Genomic DNA, 16,239 nt, shown 5'->3' with positions numbered 1-16,239 from the left:
AAAAATGATTCTGATTATGGTGAGTTCCATCGAATACCGAAGAAATAAAAAATAATAATGAGATGAATACGAATAGAAAAACAATAATCACAGTACTGTCAACGCTGGCAATTGGCTTGTTGCTGGGTTGGTTGATATTTGGTGGATCAGCGACGAAAGTTACCGATGAACATCAACACGAACACAGCGCAGAGGAAGTTGCAGGTGAAACAACCTGGACCTGCTCCATGCACCCGCAAATTCGTCAGCCTGAACCTGGCGACTGCCCTATTTGCGGCATGGATTTAATACCGCTGGAAGAAGAACAAAACAGTGAAATTGATCCAAATGCAATAACTATGTCGGCCACAGCAATGCAACTGGCCAATGTCCGAACAACTGTTGTGGGTTCGTCAGAGCCACTTAAAGTGGTAAGGCTTAATGGAAAGGTTCAGGAAGATGAACGGTTAATCTTTACACAATCGTCGCATATTCCGGGCAGAATTGAGGATTTGCTGGTGAATTTTACCGGCGACTACGTAAAAAAAGGACAGGTGATCGCCTCGGTTTACTCACCCGATTTGGTAACCGCACAGGAAGAGTTGTTTGAAGCGCAAAAGATTAAAGGTTCGCAACCCCAGCTTTTCGAGGCAGCCAAAGCAAAACTAAAAAACTGGAAGCTGACTGACGAGCAGATCAACCAGATTTTAGCATCCGGAACAGCACAACAAACATTTGAAGTAAAGGCAGAAGTTTCGGGTTATGTAACCCAAAAAATGGTGAATACCGGCGATTATGTACGCAGAGGCCAGGCGATATACGAAATCGCCGATCTTTCAAAAATCTGGGTGCTTTTTGATGTGTATGAATCCGATTTGCCGTGGATAAAAAAAGGCGACAAGGTAAGCTATACAATTGAATCGCTGCCGGGAGAGACTTTTGAAGGAACAATCGATTACCTCGATCCGGTTATCAATCCGAAAACAAGAGTTGCCAAAGCGCGCGTTGTTCAATCCAACAAAGGCTTAAAACTGAAACCTGAAATGTTCGTATCAGGAAAAGTAGAGGCAAAATTGCCACAAACCGATGCACTTATCGTTCCAAAAACAGCAGTGATGTGGACGGGTGAACGTTCGGTGGTGTATATAAAATCGCAATCCGAACAGGGCGTATATTTTAATATGCGTGAGGTAGATTTGGGCCCTGCCCTTGGCGAAAGTTACATTGTGCAAGGCGGCATACAGCAGGGAGAAGAAATTGCTGTTAACGGCACATTCAGTATTGATGCGGCAGCGCAGTTGGCCGGCAAACCAAGTATGATGAGTCTTAAAAATGCCGCAAGTGAACAGGCAGAACATGCTATGTTTAAAGTTGGAGGGAACTGCGAAATGTGCAAAGACCGTATAGAAGAAGCTGCATTATCCGTTGCTGGAGTTGTTTCGGCCCAATGGGATGCAGAAACAAATGGCCTGCACTTAAATTACAATGACGGACTTTCTCTTGATAAAGTTCATCATGCCATTGCACAAGCAGGTCACGACACCGAACAGGAGAAAGCTCCGGCTGCTGTTTACGAAGAGTTGCCGGAGTGTTGTCTTTACGACCGTTTTGAATACCAGAATTCAGCGAAAAAAGAAACTGCCAAAGCAGAACATGTAATGATAAAAGTTCGTGGAAACTGTGGAATGTGCAAAGATAGGATTGAAGCAGCCAGCTCATCAGTTGCGGGAGTAGAGTCAGCCAATTGGGATAGTGAAACCGAAACCCTGCACCTGAACTTTGATGCATCAAAAACATCGTCTGACGAAGTTCAGAAAGTAATTGCAGCGGTTGGTCATGATACTGAAAAATACAAAGCACCCGACACTGTTTATGAAGCATTGCCGGAGTGCTGTTTATACCGGGAAAATTAATTTATTCACCAATAAAAAATTAACAAGATGAAAACAAAAGTTTTAAGTTTAGTAGCCATTTTAATGATGGGCGCATTTACCGTTTTGGCAGGAAATAAAACGGAAAAAATTAAAGTTTACGGAAACTGTGGTATGTGCGAAAGCCGCATAGAAAAAGCGGTTAAAGCTGTTGACGGCGTATCGAAAGCAGATTGGGACAAAAAAACCAAAATGCTTGAAGTTACTTTCGACGATACAAAAACCAACATCCACAAAGTTCACATGGCCGTTGCTGCTGTTGGTCACGATACAGAAATGCACAAAGCAAAAGATGAAGTTTACGACAAACTTCCTGGCTGCTGCAAATACGACCGCACTTCAGAAGCTAAAACTGAGGAAGGCCACGAGGGACATAAACATTAATTTATAATTGATCTTAAATAAGAAAGGGTTTCATGCGTATGTGAAACCCTTTTTTTGTGGTCTGAATTCACAGCTTGTCGAAAATTTTCTACAAACAAATGTCAACTATTTTACCATATGCCTCGTAAACCATACGCTAGCCAAACCGCTCAGAAATGGCATGGTTTTATCAGCGTATAGTGTAACACACTTTAAAATATATTATTATGACGTATTATATTGAAACAACCATTGAAACTGACTTTGATTCAGCAGTAGAAAAGTAAAAGAAGAACTGAAAAAAGAGGGAGTTGGAGTATTATCAGAAATTGATATTCACGAAAAGTTAAAAGAGAAACTGGATGTTGATTTCAAAAAATACAAAATACTTGGTGCCTGCAATCCACCAAAAGCATTTGAAGCACTTAAAGCTGAAGATCATATCGGGTTGATGCTACCCTGTAACGTTGTAGTGCAGGAATCATCACATTCCACCAAAATCAATGTCTCCGCTATCGACCCAGTTGCCTCGATGATGGCTGTTAAAAACGCCGCCATCGAACCAATTGCTCACGAGATAAAAGATAAACTAACACATGTAATCAGGCAATTGTAGTTTTGCAAAAATGAGACAAAAGCCCCCTTTCTGCAACTTTTTATTATTTTTGCATTGGTAGGATAAGTACTGAACGATTAAAGCTTGAAAAAAACTATAAACCATATCGGAAGTTTTTTACTGATTATTGCAGGAGCAATTATCCTGTCGCATGCTTTTATTCCCCATCATTTGCACAATGGCGAGGCAGTAATCGAAACATCCGATTGTAAGTGTATTCATCACCATCATGAAAGTGCTGCTCAAACGGCAAGTTGTACACACGATCATTCAGAAAGTGAATCAACCGACTGTGTTCTTCATAACCTGCTGGTGCTTCCGGGGAAACAAATCAGGGCCGACCAGCCATTGATTATCACCACACTGCACGACTCCTACAGCTCGTTTCTGATTACCGGTTTGTTCAATATCGGTTGGGATATTAAAGAAAGCAACTGGCACTACCACATTGAAGGAACCATTCCCCTACCCGCAAATATTTACACTTCCACAACAGGGCTTCGTGCTCCTCCCTTAGTTTAATTTTCCCACCCCAACACCATTCTGATTCTTTTGAATCCTTACCCTATTTATTATTTGGAAAATTAAATAGCATTAAAATGAAATTGAAATATATATGGGTGGCTACAATAGCCTTTCTTTTGTTTTCATGCCATCAGAACGCATCTCATAATCATAATACTGAAGCCGAACACGAGCATGAACATGAAATGCATCCCGGCGAAGAACACGAACATGAAGCAGAAGCGACAGAAAGTGAACACGAACACGAGAAAATGCAGTACACCGTTTACAGCAACGATTTTGAGTTGTTTGCGGAAACCGATGCCATGATAACAGGCGAACACAATGATATCCTGGCACATTTTACTTTTCTCAATAATTTCAAACCACTTGAAGCGGGAAAAATAACCGCAAAACTCGTTGTAAATGGCAAAACGGTAAGCCAAACGCTAAATGAACCGCTTCGGAAAGGCATTTACAGCTTCGAACTTGAGCCTACCACTGCCGGTGAAGGCAAATTGTATTTTGAAATCGAAACCGGTGGCGAACAGTTTGAGGTAATCGTTCCCGAAGTGGACGTTTTTGCCAACGATGCAGAATTACACAACCATCACGATCATGTAGATGAGCCTTCGGCAGTAAATGCCACCGTATTCACAAAAGAACAATCGTGGAAGATTGATTTTGCCACTGCTTTACCACTGGAACAGGAATTCGGGCCAGCAATAAAAACAGTAGCCAAAATTGAACCTGCACGCGGCGAAGAAGAGATTATTTCTGCCAAAGCTTCCGGTTTGGTGTTGTTCTCTAACAACAATTTGGTTGAAGGCAAACAAGTTGGCAATGGCGAAAAATTGTTTACAATTTCTTCCAGCGAAATGGCAGAGAACAACTTTGCCGTTCAACTGGCTGAAGCCAAAAGCAATTACGAAACCCACAAAGCCAATTACGAGCGTAAGTCAGAGCTGGTAAAAGATCGTCTGGTATCAGAGCAGGAATTGTTGAATGCAAAAAATGCCTACGAAACCAGTAAAGCTGTTTACGAGAATTTGTCGAAGAACTTCAACGAATCCGGCCAAATGGTGAAAAGCAAAATGAGCGGTTTTGTAAAACAGATTTTTGTGAGCAACGGACAATATGTAGCCGCCGGGCAACCTTTGGTGAGCATTTCTCAAAACAATAAATTACTGCTTACCGCGCAGGTGCAGCAGAAATATCTGTCATTGTTGCCATCGATAAATACAGCCAACATCACTACAATGCACGACAATAAAACCTTTACGTTAGAAGAGCTAAACGGCAAAATTCTTTCGTATGGTAAGTCGGCAAGCAGTGATTCGTACCTGTTCCCGGTGAGTCTTGAAATTGGAAATCATGCAGGTTTTGCTCCGGGAACGTTTGTTGAAGTTTTTCTGAAAACGGTAACCAGTACAAAAGCGATTACCGTTCCGAACAGAGCTTTACTTGAAGAGCAGGGCATTTATTATGTTTTCGTTCAGCAAACACCCGAAATGTTCGAAAAACGCGAGGTGAAAATCGGTGGAACCGATGGTTTACGAACCGAAATAACAGCGGGATTGAATGCCGATGAGCGAATTGTAACACAAGGTGCAATGCAGGTAAAACTGGCAAAATCAACCGGAGCTTTGGATCCACATGCCGGACATGTTCACTAAAAGACAATCACTATGATTAATAATATTATAAAGTTCTCGCTGAACAACAAATACCTTATTATTTTGTGCTCGGTGGTTCTGGTGGTATTCGGCGTATACACGGCAAAAAATATGGATATTGACGTGTTTCCCGACCTTACTGCGCCTACCGTAATTGTAATGACCGATGCACATGGAATGGCTCCCGAAGAGGTGGAGCGCCTGGTTACCTACCCCATTGAAACAGCAGTAAACGGAGCTATGGGCGTGCGTCGCGTACGTTCATCATCAGGTCTGGGCTTTTCATTTGTTTGGGTCGATTTCGATTGGGGCACCGACGTTTACAAAGCTCGTCAGGTGGTGAGTGAAAAACTGATTACCGTACAGGAAGCCATGCCTGAAAATGTAGGAGAACCCATTCTGGCGCCACAGTCGAGCGTTATGGGTGAAATATTTTTTATGAGCCTGCAAGCGGATTCTACCGATTTGATGACTCTGCGTTCAATCGCCGAATGGGATATCCAACCCGTGATTCTGGCTACTGGTGGCGTTTCGCAGGTAACCATTATTGGTGGCGATTACAAACAGTACCAGGTGCTGGCCGATCCGCTGAAAATGAATTTTTACGGTGTTTCCATCAACGAGCTGGCCAACGCTTGCCGCGAAATGAGCCAGAATTCAACAGGTAAAATCGTGCGCGAGCATGGCAACGAATATGTAGTTCGTGGTGTGGCCCGTACCTCAAATCCCGAAGAACTTGGAAATACTTTCGTAAAAACAATAAACGGGAAACCGATTCGGGTAAACGATGTTGCCGAAGTAAAAATTGGCAGCGCCGTTAAAATGGGCTACGCTTCGCATAATGCAAAAAAGTCAATTATTATTTCCGTTTCAAAACAGCCCAATACCAATACGCTCGAGGTTACAGAAAAAATCGAACAAAAGCTGGAGGCTATGAAAGCCACGCTGCCACCCGATGTAACCATCAATACTGAAATCTTCCGTCAGGCAGATTTTATCGAAACCTCGGTTAACAACGTACAACGCGCGCTGTTGGAAGGTGCCGTGCTGGTTATCGTTATCCTGTTTTTGTTTTTGGGAAGTTTTAGAACAACAGTGATTTCACTGCTTGCAATTCCGCTTTCTTTACTCGGGTCGGTGATTGTTCTGAACCTGCTTGGGCTTAATATCAATACCATGAGTTTGGGTGGTATGACCATCGCCATCGGTTCGCTGGTTGACGATGCCATTATCGATGTGGAGAACGTATACAAACGTCTCCGCCAAAATTTCCAACTACCAAAAAGCGAACGGCAAAGTTCTTTCACAGTGGTTTACGAAGCCTCAAAAGAAATCAGGGCTTCCATTTTAAATGCAACCCTCATTATTATTGTTGCTTTTATGCCGCTATTTTTCCTTTCGGGAATGGAAGGCCGCATGCTAAAACCGCTCGGTATCGCTTACATTGTTTCGTTGTTTATGTCGCTGATTGTTGCCATGACATTAACGCCGCTACTTTCAAAAATGATGTTATCGGGCGACAACTATTTATCACGGAAATCAAAAGAAAGCTGGCTGGCACGAAACCTTTCGGCAGGATACGAGCGTTCGTTGGTTTGGGTGCTGAACCACAAAAAAGTAGTGATATTCCCGATTCTCGGTTTGTTTCTGGTTTCACTGTTTATTTTCTCGGGTTTCGGGCGTAGTTTCCTACCCGAATTTAACGAAGGAGCCTTAACGCTATCGGTTATTACTCAACCAGGTACATCTCTGGAAGAAAGCGACAAACTGGGTTCACTTGTTGAAACCGAAATGCTTTCGATTCCTGAAGTTAGCAGCACTGCCCGACGTACCGGGCGTGGCGAACTGGACACACACTCGCAAAGTACCAACAGTGCCGAAATCGATGTGAATTTTACACTGAACGACCGCGAATTGGAAACATTTTTGCAAGATGTTCGCAGCAAACTTTCCGGAATCCCGGGAATTGCCTTTACCGTTGGGCAGCCTTTGGGGCACCGCATCGACCACATGCTTTCGGGAACCCGCGCCAACATTGCCATTAAACTGTTTGGCTCCGATCTAAACCGCATGTTCCAAATGGGTAACGATATTAAAGCACACATTGTTGATATCGATGGTTTGGTAGACGTGAACGTTGAACAGCAGGTTGAAATTCCACAGATTCAAATTCGTCCAAATCGTGATATGCTGGCTTTTTATGGCATTTCAATTCACGAATTCAACGAATTTGTTGATATAGCACTCGGTGGTGAAAAAATGGCTGACATTTACGAGGGACAACAAACATACGATTTGCTGCTTCGTTACAAAACCGATTACACCGATCAGCTGGAAGGAATTAAAAATGCACTGATCGATACTTATGATGGGAAAAAAGTACCACTTAACCAGGTAGCAGAAATTGTTTCGGCCAGCGGACCAAATTCCATCAGTCGCGAAAATGTAAAACGTAAACTGGTAATTTCCGCCAACGTTGCAGGTCGCGATTTGCACAGCGTGGTTGAAGCGATCAAAAAAAGTGTAAACGAGAATATCGACTTGCCGGAAGGTTATCGTGTTGAATATGGCGGACAGTTTGAAAGTGAGGAAAAAGCTTCACGTATGTTGCTGCTCACGTCTATTGCCGCACTTTTTGTCATTTTCCTGCTTTTATTCCAGGAATTCAAAAACTTTAAACTGGCAGGTATCATTTTGCTGAATTTACCGCTGGCATTGATCGGTGGAATTTTTGCCATCATGCTTACTTCCGGGATGCTGAGTATTCCGGCAATTATCGGTTTTATAACACTTTTTGGTATCGCTACACGAAACGGGATTCTTTTGGTATCGCGTTATCAAAGTTTGGAGCAAGAGGGCGAAAAGCTTTACGAAACGCTGGTACACGGATCAAAAGACCGTTTGTTACCCATTTTAATGACGGCGCTAACAGCCGCATTGGCGTTAATTCCATTGGCAATGAATGGCGATTTACCGGGTAACGAAATCCAAAGCCCAATGGCACAGGTAATTTTAGGAGGTTTACTAACATCAACCATTCTGAATATTTATGTAGTGCCCATCGTTTACTATGCTTTAAGCAAAAATGGAAACATTAAAAAGGATTCGAAATGAAACAACTAATATTCACAATTATATCGATTCTGACGCTTAGCCAATTTGCGTCAGCGCAAATTAGCATCGAAACATTGTTGACCGAGATTGAGAATAACAATACCACCCTTTCGGCGCTCAGAAAAATGGTTGACGCTGAAAAAATGGGCAATAAAACAGGTATTCAACTGCAAAACCCTGAAGTGGAGTTCCATTATTTGTGGGGCGATCCGTCAGCCATTGGTAACCGCACGGATATCAGCGTTCAGCAGTCGTTTGATTTTCCATCGGCTTATGCCTACCGCAACCAGATTGCTGACATGAAAGATGAACAGGCTGAGCTGGAATACAAAAAGCAAAAGATGGATATTTTCCTTCAGGTGCGACTGATTTGTGCAGAACTCACCTATCAGAATGCGCTGCAGGCGGAATACCAAAAACGACAGGAAAATGCCAGCCAGATCGCAAAGTCAGTTGAAACAAAGCTCAATGCAGGCGAAGCCAATATTCTGGATAGAAACAAAGCAAAGGTGACGCTTTTGAGCACGGAAGCTGAACTTCGCCACATTGAAATTCAGCGACAAACACTACTGCAACAGTTGGCAACATTAAACGGTGGAAATGCTGTTGATTTTAGCACAACAACTTTTCAAACTGTTCCTATCGATAATGATTTTGAGCAGTGGATAGCACAAGCTGCGGTGAATAATCCGGTGCTGGCCTGGTTAGAACAGGAAATTGCCATTTCTGACAAAAATACACAATTGCAGAAAGCGCAAAGTCTGCCCAAACTAAATGCAGGTTATATGAGCGAAAAAGTAGTTGGCGAACATTTTCAGGGTGTTTCGGTAGGCGTTTCAATACCATTGTTTGAAAATAAAAACACGGTGAAATATGCGCAGTTAAGAAACGAAGCGGCCCTACAACGTGAGACCGATGAAAAGCTACGTTTTTACAATGAAATGAAAACGCTACATGCCAGAGCCATCGCAATCCAGCAAAACATTACACAGTTTCGTGAGCAGTTATCGTTGCAAAACGATTTGGAATTGCTGCGTAAAGCGCTGGATAAAGGTTCTATTTCGCTTACTGAGTATTTATTTGAGCTGACTGTGTATTACGACAGCCTCGAGAAATTGCTCGATATGGAAAAAGAATTAAGCATTGCCAGGGCGCAATTGCTGATATACAGCTAAACACTGCAACAATAAACTTTTTATAAGGATGTCATCTTTTTACAGAGATGACATCCTATTTCTAATTCTGTACACAAATTGGAACTTCTCTCCTACTTCTAAACCCTTCAAATTCAAACCAATTCCAGTTAACATTGAAATAATGTTCACAATTGCTATGTAATTCATCCCCTAAATCAATTTTATCGCTTCATAGAATTAATTTATCAACTCACAGTAACTATAAGAATCAGAATACGTTACTACACTTAGCTTTTACATAAATTTTGGAATGCTAATAGTCGTACAAATCAACAACCTATTATCGTAATAGATTTCAAAAATGACCAATCAATTATTTATATATCTATTTATATAGATATTTACATCTAATAACATATATTTGCGGCGAAAAAAGAATCAAAAACGATTACAAATATGTCAACACAAAAATTCAATTACCTATTATTATTGCTGTTATTAACGCCGGCAATATTGAAGGCACAACCACGACCATTAAGTTTGAGCGAGGCCCTTACCCTTGCCGAAGAAAACAATCTTAAAGTAAAAAGTGCCGAAGCCCGTGTGGAAGCCGCACGTGCCCGTTACCGAATGACAAACTCTGTTTTTTTACCGGGATTGGAAGCGAGTCACACCGGAACGTCGACCAACGACCCGTTAAATTCCTTTGGTTTTAAGTTAAAACAGGAGATTGTAACGCAACAGGATTTTAATCCTGATCTGTTGAATGATCCGGGAAGTATCGAGAATTTTCAGACCAAAATTGAGTTGCAGCAACCATTGCTTAACCTTGATGGAATTTACGCCCGTAAGGCAGCCAAAAACCAGTTGGATGCCATGTCGTTTCAAACCAACAGGGTTAAACTGAACATTAAATACGAAGTAAAAAAAGCTTACTACATGCTGGAACTGGCCGAATCATCGGTTGAGGTACTGCAAAAATCAGTAGCCGTTGCAGAAGAAGCTTTACGACTAACAAAAAACAACGCCGAACAGGGATTAGCTAAAGAAGCAGATGTACTGGAAGCTTCTGTTCGTGTTGAAGAACGCAAAAATCAATTATTGGAAGCACAAAACCAGCGTCAAACGGCCAACGACTTTTTGGTTTATCTATTAGGTATGGAATTCAGCGAAGTTATTGAAACCACCGATTCGCTTATTCAGCCGCCAATGCAGGTGATTATCGACCGGAATTCAGTAAACCTGGAAAGCCGTTCGGATATGCTGGCTTACCAAAAACAAATCGAAGCCGGTGAGAATATGGTAAAATCGAATAAGATGAAATTCGTTCCGCGCTTGAATGCATTTGGAGCTTTTGAATGGAACGATGAGTCTTTGTTTGGAACTTCTGCTAATAACTACATGGTTGGTGCTTCATTAAGTTGGAGCTTGTTTAGCGGATATAAAAATGCAGGCGCTATTCAGCATGCTACTGCACAATTGGACGAAGCACGAATTAACTACGAAGATTACCTGTCGCAAAGCCAGATAGAAATCAATCGTGCAACACGCAAAATGGAACTGAATTATAACCGAATCCAATCGAGCAAACTGGCAAAAAATCAGGCTCAGGAGTCGTTACGAATCCGCACAAACCGTTTTGAACAAGGATTGGAAAAAACTGCCGATCTGCTAATGTCGGAAGCCCTCACCTCACAAAAAGAACTAGAATACATTCAATCAATTTATAATTACAAGCAAGCCATTTTTGAGATGGAATTGCTTATCGAACAAGATATTAACGAATAAACGCCATAATCAAGATGAAAACACCAGTACAAAAATCGAAACTCATTATTGCAATTGCACTGTTATCAATAATTGCAATCTCATGTGGTAACAAAGAGAAAGAACACGCTACGCGATCACAGGAAAAAGTTGCGGCAGAAACTGCTGTTGCAAAGCTTGCTGATTACCCGGTAGTACATAGTTTTTCGGGCAAACTGGAGGCCGACAAACAAACAAATTTAAGTACCCGAATCATGGGGCAAATTCAGCGTATCTATGTAAAACCAGGTCAGAAAGTAAACCAGGGCGATCTGTTGATCCAGATCAGAAACCAGGATATTCTGGCTAAAAAAGCACAGGTTGAAGCAAGTAAAGTTGAAGCAAGCACCGCGTACGAAAGCGCAGAAAAGGACCTGAAACGTTACGAAGCACTATACGAAACAAACAGTGCATCGGACAAAGAAATGGACGACATGCGTACCCGTTACGACATGGCCAAAGCTCGTTTGGCTGCCGTTGAACAAATGGAAAACGAGGTGGAAGAAAACATGCGTTATGCATCGATTCGCGCTCCATATAGCGGAGTAATTACAACCAAATTCGCACAGGAAGGCAACATGGCCAATCCGGGAATGCCTTTACTGAGCATGGAAAGCCCGTCGCAGTGGAAAGTAATTGCACGCGTTCCTGAAGCCGACATCGCAAAAGTTCAGTTGAACGATGCCGTTAAAGTGAAATTCACTTCAGCAAATGCAGAATTGGACGGAAAAATCATTGAAATAAATCCATCAACAACAAATACCGGCAACCAATACATGGCAAAGGTTTTAGTTAACGTTCCTGAAAACTGTACAGCAAAATTGTACAGCGGAATGTATGCCGAAGTATTGTTTGAATATGGAACTCAAAAACGCATCCTGGTTTCAGAATCAGCACTGATCCACCGTGGTCAGCTGGTTGGAATTTACGCAGTTAGTCAATCGGGAAATGCCTTGCTTCGCTGGGTAAAAACCGGTAAAACATTTGGTGACAAAATTGAGATCATATCAGGTTTATCGGATGGAGAACAATATGTTGTGTCGTCTGATAGCAAACTTTTTGATGGAGCACTAATTGCTAACAACTAAGAGAAAAAGTATGAAAACAGGATTTGCCGGCGGAATAGCCAAACAGTTTATAAACTCAAAATTAACGCCGCTGTTGATGATTGCTTTTATGGCGATCGGGATTTACAGCTCGTACCTGACTCCCCGCGAGGAAGAACCGCAAATTGATGTTCCAATAGCCGATATTTTCTTTCGCTATCCGGGAGCCAGCCCAAAAGAAATTGAATCCCGCGTAATGCAACCGCTCGAAAAAGTGGTCGCCAATATTCCGGGAGTTGAATATGTTTACTCTACCTCGATGCCGGGCGAAGCCATGCTCATCGTTCAGTTTTACGTTGGAGAAGACATCGAACGTTCGTTGGTAAAAATGTACAACGAAATAATGAAGCACATGGACCAGATGCCGCACGGGACAAGTTTGCCTTTGGTAAAAACACGTTCTATCGACGATGTACCGGTGTTGGGACTAACTTTCTGGAGCGAGAATTACGACGATTACCAGTTGAAAAGAATCGCTCAGGAAGTAAATAACGAAATTGAACAGATTACCGATGTATCGGAAACAAAAGTTATTGGTGGCCGCTCACGTCAGATCCGCGTGGTGTTGAACAACGGAGCAATGGCCCGCTACAATGTTGATGTATTGAGCATTGCTCAGAAAATACAGATTGCCAATCAGCAATTTAATACCGGTGCTTTTAATAAGAATGATGTGGAATACCTGGTTGAAGCGGGTGAATTTCTACAGACTTCCGATGATGTTGCCAATCTTATAGTGGGTATTCACAACGGAAGTCCGGTTTACCTGAAACAGGTTGCCGAAATTCTTGACGGTCCTGAAGAACCGATTCAATATGTGAATTTTGGTTACGGATCGATGGACGAAAAGAAAAATGAATTTGCAGGCGAATACCAGGCGGTAACTATTTCGGTAGCGAAACGCCGTGGAGCTGATGCGATGAAAGTTGCTGATCAGATTCTGGAAAAAATCAGCCACCTTGAAAAAGACCTGATTCCATCTGACGTGCATGTTGATGTTACCCGAAATTACGGCGAAACAGCATCGCACAAAGTATCGGAACTGTTGATGCACCTTGCAGGGGCGATTATAGCTGTAACTTTTGTGGTAATGCTGGCAATGGGTTGGCGCGGCGGACTGGTAGTGTTCCTGTCGGTGCCGATTACCTTCGCATTAACCATGTTCAGCTACTATTTCCTCGATTACACCTTAAACCGGATTACGCTTTTTGCACTGGTTTTTGTAACAGGTATTGTAGTCGACGACTCGATAATTATTGCCGAAAACATGCACCGGCACTTTAAAATGAAAAAACTGCCGTTTATCCAGGCAGCTTTGCGCTCGATTGATGAAGTGGGTAACCCAACAATTCTGGCCACATTTACTGTAATTGCGGCGGTATTACCAATGGTTTTCGTTTCAGGTTTGATGGGGCCTTACATGAGTCCGATGCCTATTGGAGCATCCATTGCAATGATCTTTTCGTTGCTGGTAGCATTAACGATTACACCGTATCTGGCATTCCGCTTACTGAAAGTTGTTGAGAAAGACGACAAGGTAAAAAAGGCTTTTAAACTTGAAAATTCGCCGATTTACAAAATCTACTACAAAACGATGAAACCGATGTTGGAGTCGCCATGGAAACGCTGGACTTTTATCGGTACCATCACATTTTTCCTGTTGGCATCAATGACACTGGTTTATTTCAAAATGGTAGCCGTAAAAATGCTTCCTTTCGATAATAAAAATGAATTCCAGGTAATAATTGATATGCCTGAAGGAACAACTTTGGAGCGCACCGCAGCCGTTACTAAAGAACTGGCAGCCTACATCGCTCAGCAGGAGGAAGTAATCAATTACCAGTCGTATGTTGGAACTGCTTCGCCAATGAACTTCAACGGTTTGGTTCGTCACTACGATTTACGCAGAGGTTCGAATGTTGCAGATATCCAGGTAAACCTTACCGACAAAACTGAGCGAAAAGCGCAAAGTCACGACATTGCAAAAGCCATGCGTCCGGGTATTCAGCAGCTGGCAAAAAAATTCAATGCCAACGCAAAAGTGGTTGAAGTTCCACCGGGTCCACCGGTACTTTCAACTTTGGTAGCTGAAATTTACGGTCCTGACTACGAGGAACAAATTGAGGTTGCCCGTCAGGTAAAAGACCTGTTTGCCAATACTGCCGATGTGGTAGATATCGACTGGCACATGGAAGACGACCAGGTGGAGTATAAATTTAATGTGCTGAAAGAAAAAGCTGCTTTGGCCGGCATTTCAACACAACAGGTTGTAAACAGTGTTGCCATGGCACTTGGTGGTCAGGAAATAACTCAATTGTATGCAGAAAAAGAACACGAGCAGGTTGGAATTCAGTTGCGTTTTTCAGAAGATGAACGTTCGAGCATTGAAGACCTGAAGAAAATCAACATCATGACTATGACCGGCCAGAAAGTGGCATTGGGCGATGTAGTGGAGATAAAACAAGAAATTCAGGATAAAAGCATTTACCGTAAAAACCAGAAACGTGTGGTTTACGTAACTGCCGATATCGCAGGAGCACTGGAAAGTCCGGTATACGGAATTCTGGATATGAGCGACAACCTCAACAAAATCCAGCTACCTGAAGGTTACACGCTGAACGAAGAGTTCACACAACAGCCGTTTGTACAAGATAATTACAGCCTGAAATGGGACGGCGAGTGGCAAATTACCTACGAAGTATTCCGCGATTTGGGAGCTGCATTTGCAGTAGTTCTGTTGGTAATTTACTTGCTAATCATCGGATGGTTCCAGAATTTTACGGTTCCGTTTGTAATGATGGTTGCCATTCCACTTTCGCTAGTTGGTATTCTTATTGGTCACTGGCTGATGGGAGCTTTCTTCACAGCAACTTCAATGATCGGATTAATTGCACTGGCGGGAATAATGGTCCGAAACTCCATACTGCTCATCGACTTTATAAATCTCCGGCTTAAGGACGGAGCGCCGCTAAAAGACGCGGTAATAGAAGCCGGTGCAGTGCGTACCACTCCTATCCTGCTTACTGCCGGAACAGTTGTAATCGGTGCAGTAGTGATCTTATTCGACCCCATTTTCCAGGGTCTGGCAATTTCGCTGATGGGTGGAACAATTGCATCAACATTCTTAACACTGATTATTGTTCCGCTTATTTATTACATGACTGAGAAGAAAAAATACCCGGTAGAAGAAGCTCCGGTTGTTAAAGCCGAAGAAACAGAAATTAACTTAACTAACGAGGAGGAAAATTAAAATGATGAAATTTGTAATTATTCAAAGTGCCGAAGCTTATCATCATGAGCTGGAGCAGATCTTTCGCGACATCCATATCAATTCATACAGCGAAATGCCGGTAGATGGTTTTATGGAAAGTGCTGACGGAAATTCGGATATTTCCAACTGGTTTGGATCATCAAAAAATCCGTACCGCTATTTTATTTCATTTACTTTCCTTGATGAAGAAAAAGCCAATGAACTCCTCCTTCGAATAAAGGCATTCAATGAAGAAACCGAAGGGGTAAGCCCGATAAGTGCTTTTATTTCAGCGATTGAAAAATTTGTGTAAACCATTTTGAAATTAATAACAACTAAAATAGATTACGATGAAAGAGAGAATAATACGTGCAGTTGCAGGAATATTTGTGTTGACAAGCATTCTATTGGCCATATTCGTTAATATTTACTGGCTTGGCCTGGCAGGTTTTGTTGGATTGAATTTATTTCAATCATCAATCACAAAATTTTGTCCGCTGGAGTTTTTCCTGGAAAAGGCCGGAGTAGAATAGCTCTGCAATAAAATGCGTAAAATAAAAGGTTGTCTGTATCAGGCAACCTTTTTTTCTGAAAGTCCCAATCTTTATATGTGTATTGCCGTTTGAGTTTCGTCCGGGAGAACCATCTGGCTTCGATCTGCTTTCTTCGCCGGACGATTTCCCTTTGGTCATTTTAGCCCGGCGCTACGCACCGGGTTATTCACATTCGACGCTTCCAGCGTCATAAAAACTTGCAGT

The 16,239-nt window shown here is 42.3% G+C and carries 12 protein-coding genes; all 12 read left to right on the top strand.

All coding sequences use genetic code 11. From position 1 onward, the window contains the following. Nucleotides 1–62: 62 nt before the first annotated feature. Nucleotides 63–1,892: an efflux RND transporter periplasmic adaptor subunit gene (locus ABZB17_RS05835; RefSeq protein ID WP_372648530.1), complete on the top strand. Its 1,830-nt coding sequence runs from the start codon at nt 63–65 to the stop codon at nt 1,890–1,892. 27 nt (nt 1,893–1,919) lie between these two features. Continuing rightward, nucleotides 1,920–2,294 (top strand): heavy-metal-associated domain-containing protein, encoded by a 375-nt coding sequence (locus ABZB17_RS05830; RefSeq protein WP_372648528.1) that lies wholly within the window; start codon nt 1,920–1,922, stop codon nt 2,292–2,294. A 274-nt stretch (nt 2,295–2,568) separates the two neighbouring features. Next, on the top strand, nt 2,569–2,889 hold the full coding sequence (locus ABZB17_RS05825; RefSeq protein ID WP_372648548.1) for a DUF302 domain-containing protein: 321 nt from the start codon (nt 2,569–2,571) through the stop codon (nt 2,887–2,889). A gap of 84 nt (nt 2,890–2,973) precedes the next feature. Further along, complete coding sequence (locus ABZB17_RS05820) at nt 2,974–3,411, top strand: hypothetical protein (protein WP_372648527.1); 438 nt, start codon at nt 2,974–2,976, stop codon at nt 3,409–3,411. 77 nt (nt 3,412–3,488) lie between these two features. Beyond that, the gene (locus ABZB17_RS05815) at nt 3,489–5,069 is read left to right on the top strand and encodes an efflux RND transporter periplasmic adaptor subunit (protein ID WP_372648525.1); all 1,581 of its coding nucleotides are present in this window, start codon (nt 3,489–3,491) and stop codon (nt 5,067–5,069) included. Between the two features lie 12 nt (nt 5,070–5,081). Continuing rightward, a complete protein-coding gene (locus ABZB17_RS05810; RefSeq protein WP_372648524.1) occupies nt 5,082–8,183 on the top strand; it encodes an efflux RND transporter permease subunit in 3,102 nt (1,033 codons plus the stop codon). After that, nucleotides 8,180–9,358 carry a TolC family protein gene (locus tag ABZB17_RS05805; protein ID WP_372648523.1) on the top strand — a complete coding sequence of 393 codons (1,179 nt, stop codon included), beginning with the start codon at nt 8,180–8,182 and terminating at the stop codon, nt 9,356–9,358. The genes ABZB17_RS05810 and ABZB17_RS05805 overlap by 4 nt, the downstream gene beginning before the upstream one ends. Nucleotides 9,359–9,775: 417 nt before the next feature. Next, nucleotides 9,776–11,107: a TolC family protein gene (locus ABZB17_RS05800; RefSeq protein ID WP_372648522.1), complete on the top strand. Its 1,332-nt coding sequence runs from the start codon at nt 9,776–9,778 to the stop codon at nt 11,105–11,107. A 14-nt stretch (nt 11,108–11,121) separates the two neighbouring features. After that, nucleotides 11,122–12,213 carry an efflux RND transporter periplasmic adaptor subunit gene (locus tag ABZB17_RS05795; RefSeq protein ID WP_372648521.1) on the top strand — a complete coding sequence of 364 codons (1,092 nt, stop codon included), beginning with the start codon at nt 11,122–11,124 and terminating at the stop codon, nt 12,211–12,213. A 10-nt stretch (nt 12,214–12,223) separates the two neighbouring features. Further along, nucleotides 12,224–15,481 (top strand): efflux RND transporter permease subunit, encoded by a 3,258-nt coding sequence (locus ABZB17_RS05790; RefSeq protein ID WP_372648520.1) that lies wholly within the window; start codon nt 12,224–12,226, stop codon nt 15,479–15,481. A gap of 1 nt (nt 15,482) precedes the next feature. After that, nucleotides 15,483–15,794 (top strand): hypothetical protein, encoded by a 312-nt coding sequence (locus tag ABZB17_RS05785; protein WP_372648519.1) that lies wholly within the window; start codon nt 15,483–15,485, stop codon nt 15,792–15,794. A gap of 37 nt (nt 15,795–15,831) precedes the next feature. Beyond that, entirely contained in the window at nt 15,832–16,014 is a 183-nt protein-coding gene (locus tag ABZB17_RS05780) for a DUF2892 domain-containing protein (protein WP_319266462.1), read from the top strand. Nucleotides 16,015–16,239: the final 225 nt, after the last annotated feature.

It is taken from the genome of Draconibacterium sp., from assembly GCF_041583095.1.
In the GTDB taxonomy this organism is placed as follows: domain Bacteria; phylum Bacteroidota; class Bacteroidia; order Bacteroidales; family Prolixibacteraceae; genus Draconibacterium.
This window is presented reverse-complemented; position numbering and strand designations above follow the sequence as displayed.

Bases quoted from the DNA above. Each gene is read 5' to 3' on its own strand.
- ABZB17_RS05835 (WP_372648530.1), top strand. From the start codon at position 63: ATGAATACGAATAGAAAAACAATAATCACAGTACTGTCAACGCTGGCA.
- ABZB17_RS05830 (WP_372648528.1), top strand. From the start codon at position 1,920: ATGAAAACAAAAGTTTTAAGTTTAGTAGCCATTTTAATGATGGGCGCA.
- ABZB17_RS05815 (WP_372648525.1), top strand. From the start codon at position 3,489: ATGAAATTGAAATATATATGGGTGGCTACAATAGCCTTTCTTTTGTTT.
- ABZB17_RS05810 (WP_372648524.1), top strand. From the start codon at position 5,082: ATGATTAATAATATTATAAAGTTCTCGCTGAACAACAAATACCTTATT.
- ABZB17_RS05805 (WP_372648523.1), top strand. From the start codon at position 8,180: ATGAAACAACTAATATTCACAATTATATCGATTCTGACGCTTAGCCAA.
- ABZB17_RS05800 (WP_372648522.1), top strand. From the start codon at position 9,776: ATGTCAACACAAAAATTCAATTACCTATTATTATTGCTGTTATTAACG.
- ABZB17_RS05795 (WP_372648521.1), top strand. From the start codon at position 11,122: ATGAAAACACCAGTACAAAAATCGAAACTCATTATTGCAATTGCACTG.
- ABZB17_RS05790 (WP_372648520.1), top strand. From the start codon at position 12,224: ATGAAAACAGGATTTGCCGGCGGAATAGCCAAACAGTTTATAAACTCA.
- ABZB17_RS05785 (WP_372648519.1), top strand. From the start codon at position 15,483: ATGATGAAATTTGTAATTATTCAAAGTGCCGAAGCTTATCATCATGAG.
- ABZB17_RS05780 (WP_319266462.1), top strand. From the start codon at position 15,832: ATGAAAGAGAGAATAATACGTGCAGTTGCAGGAATATTTGTGTTGACA.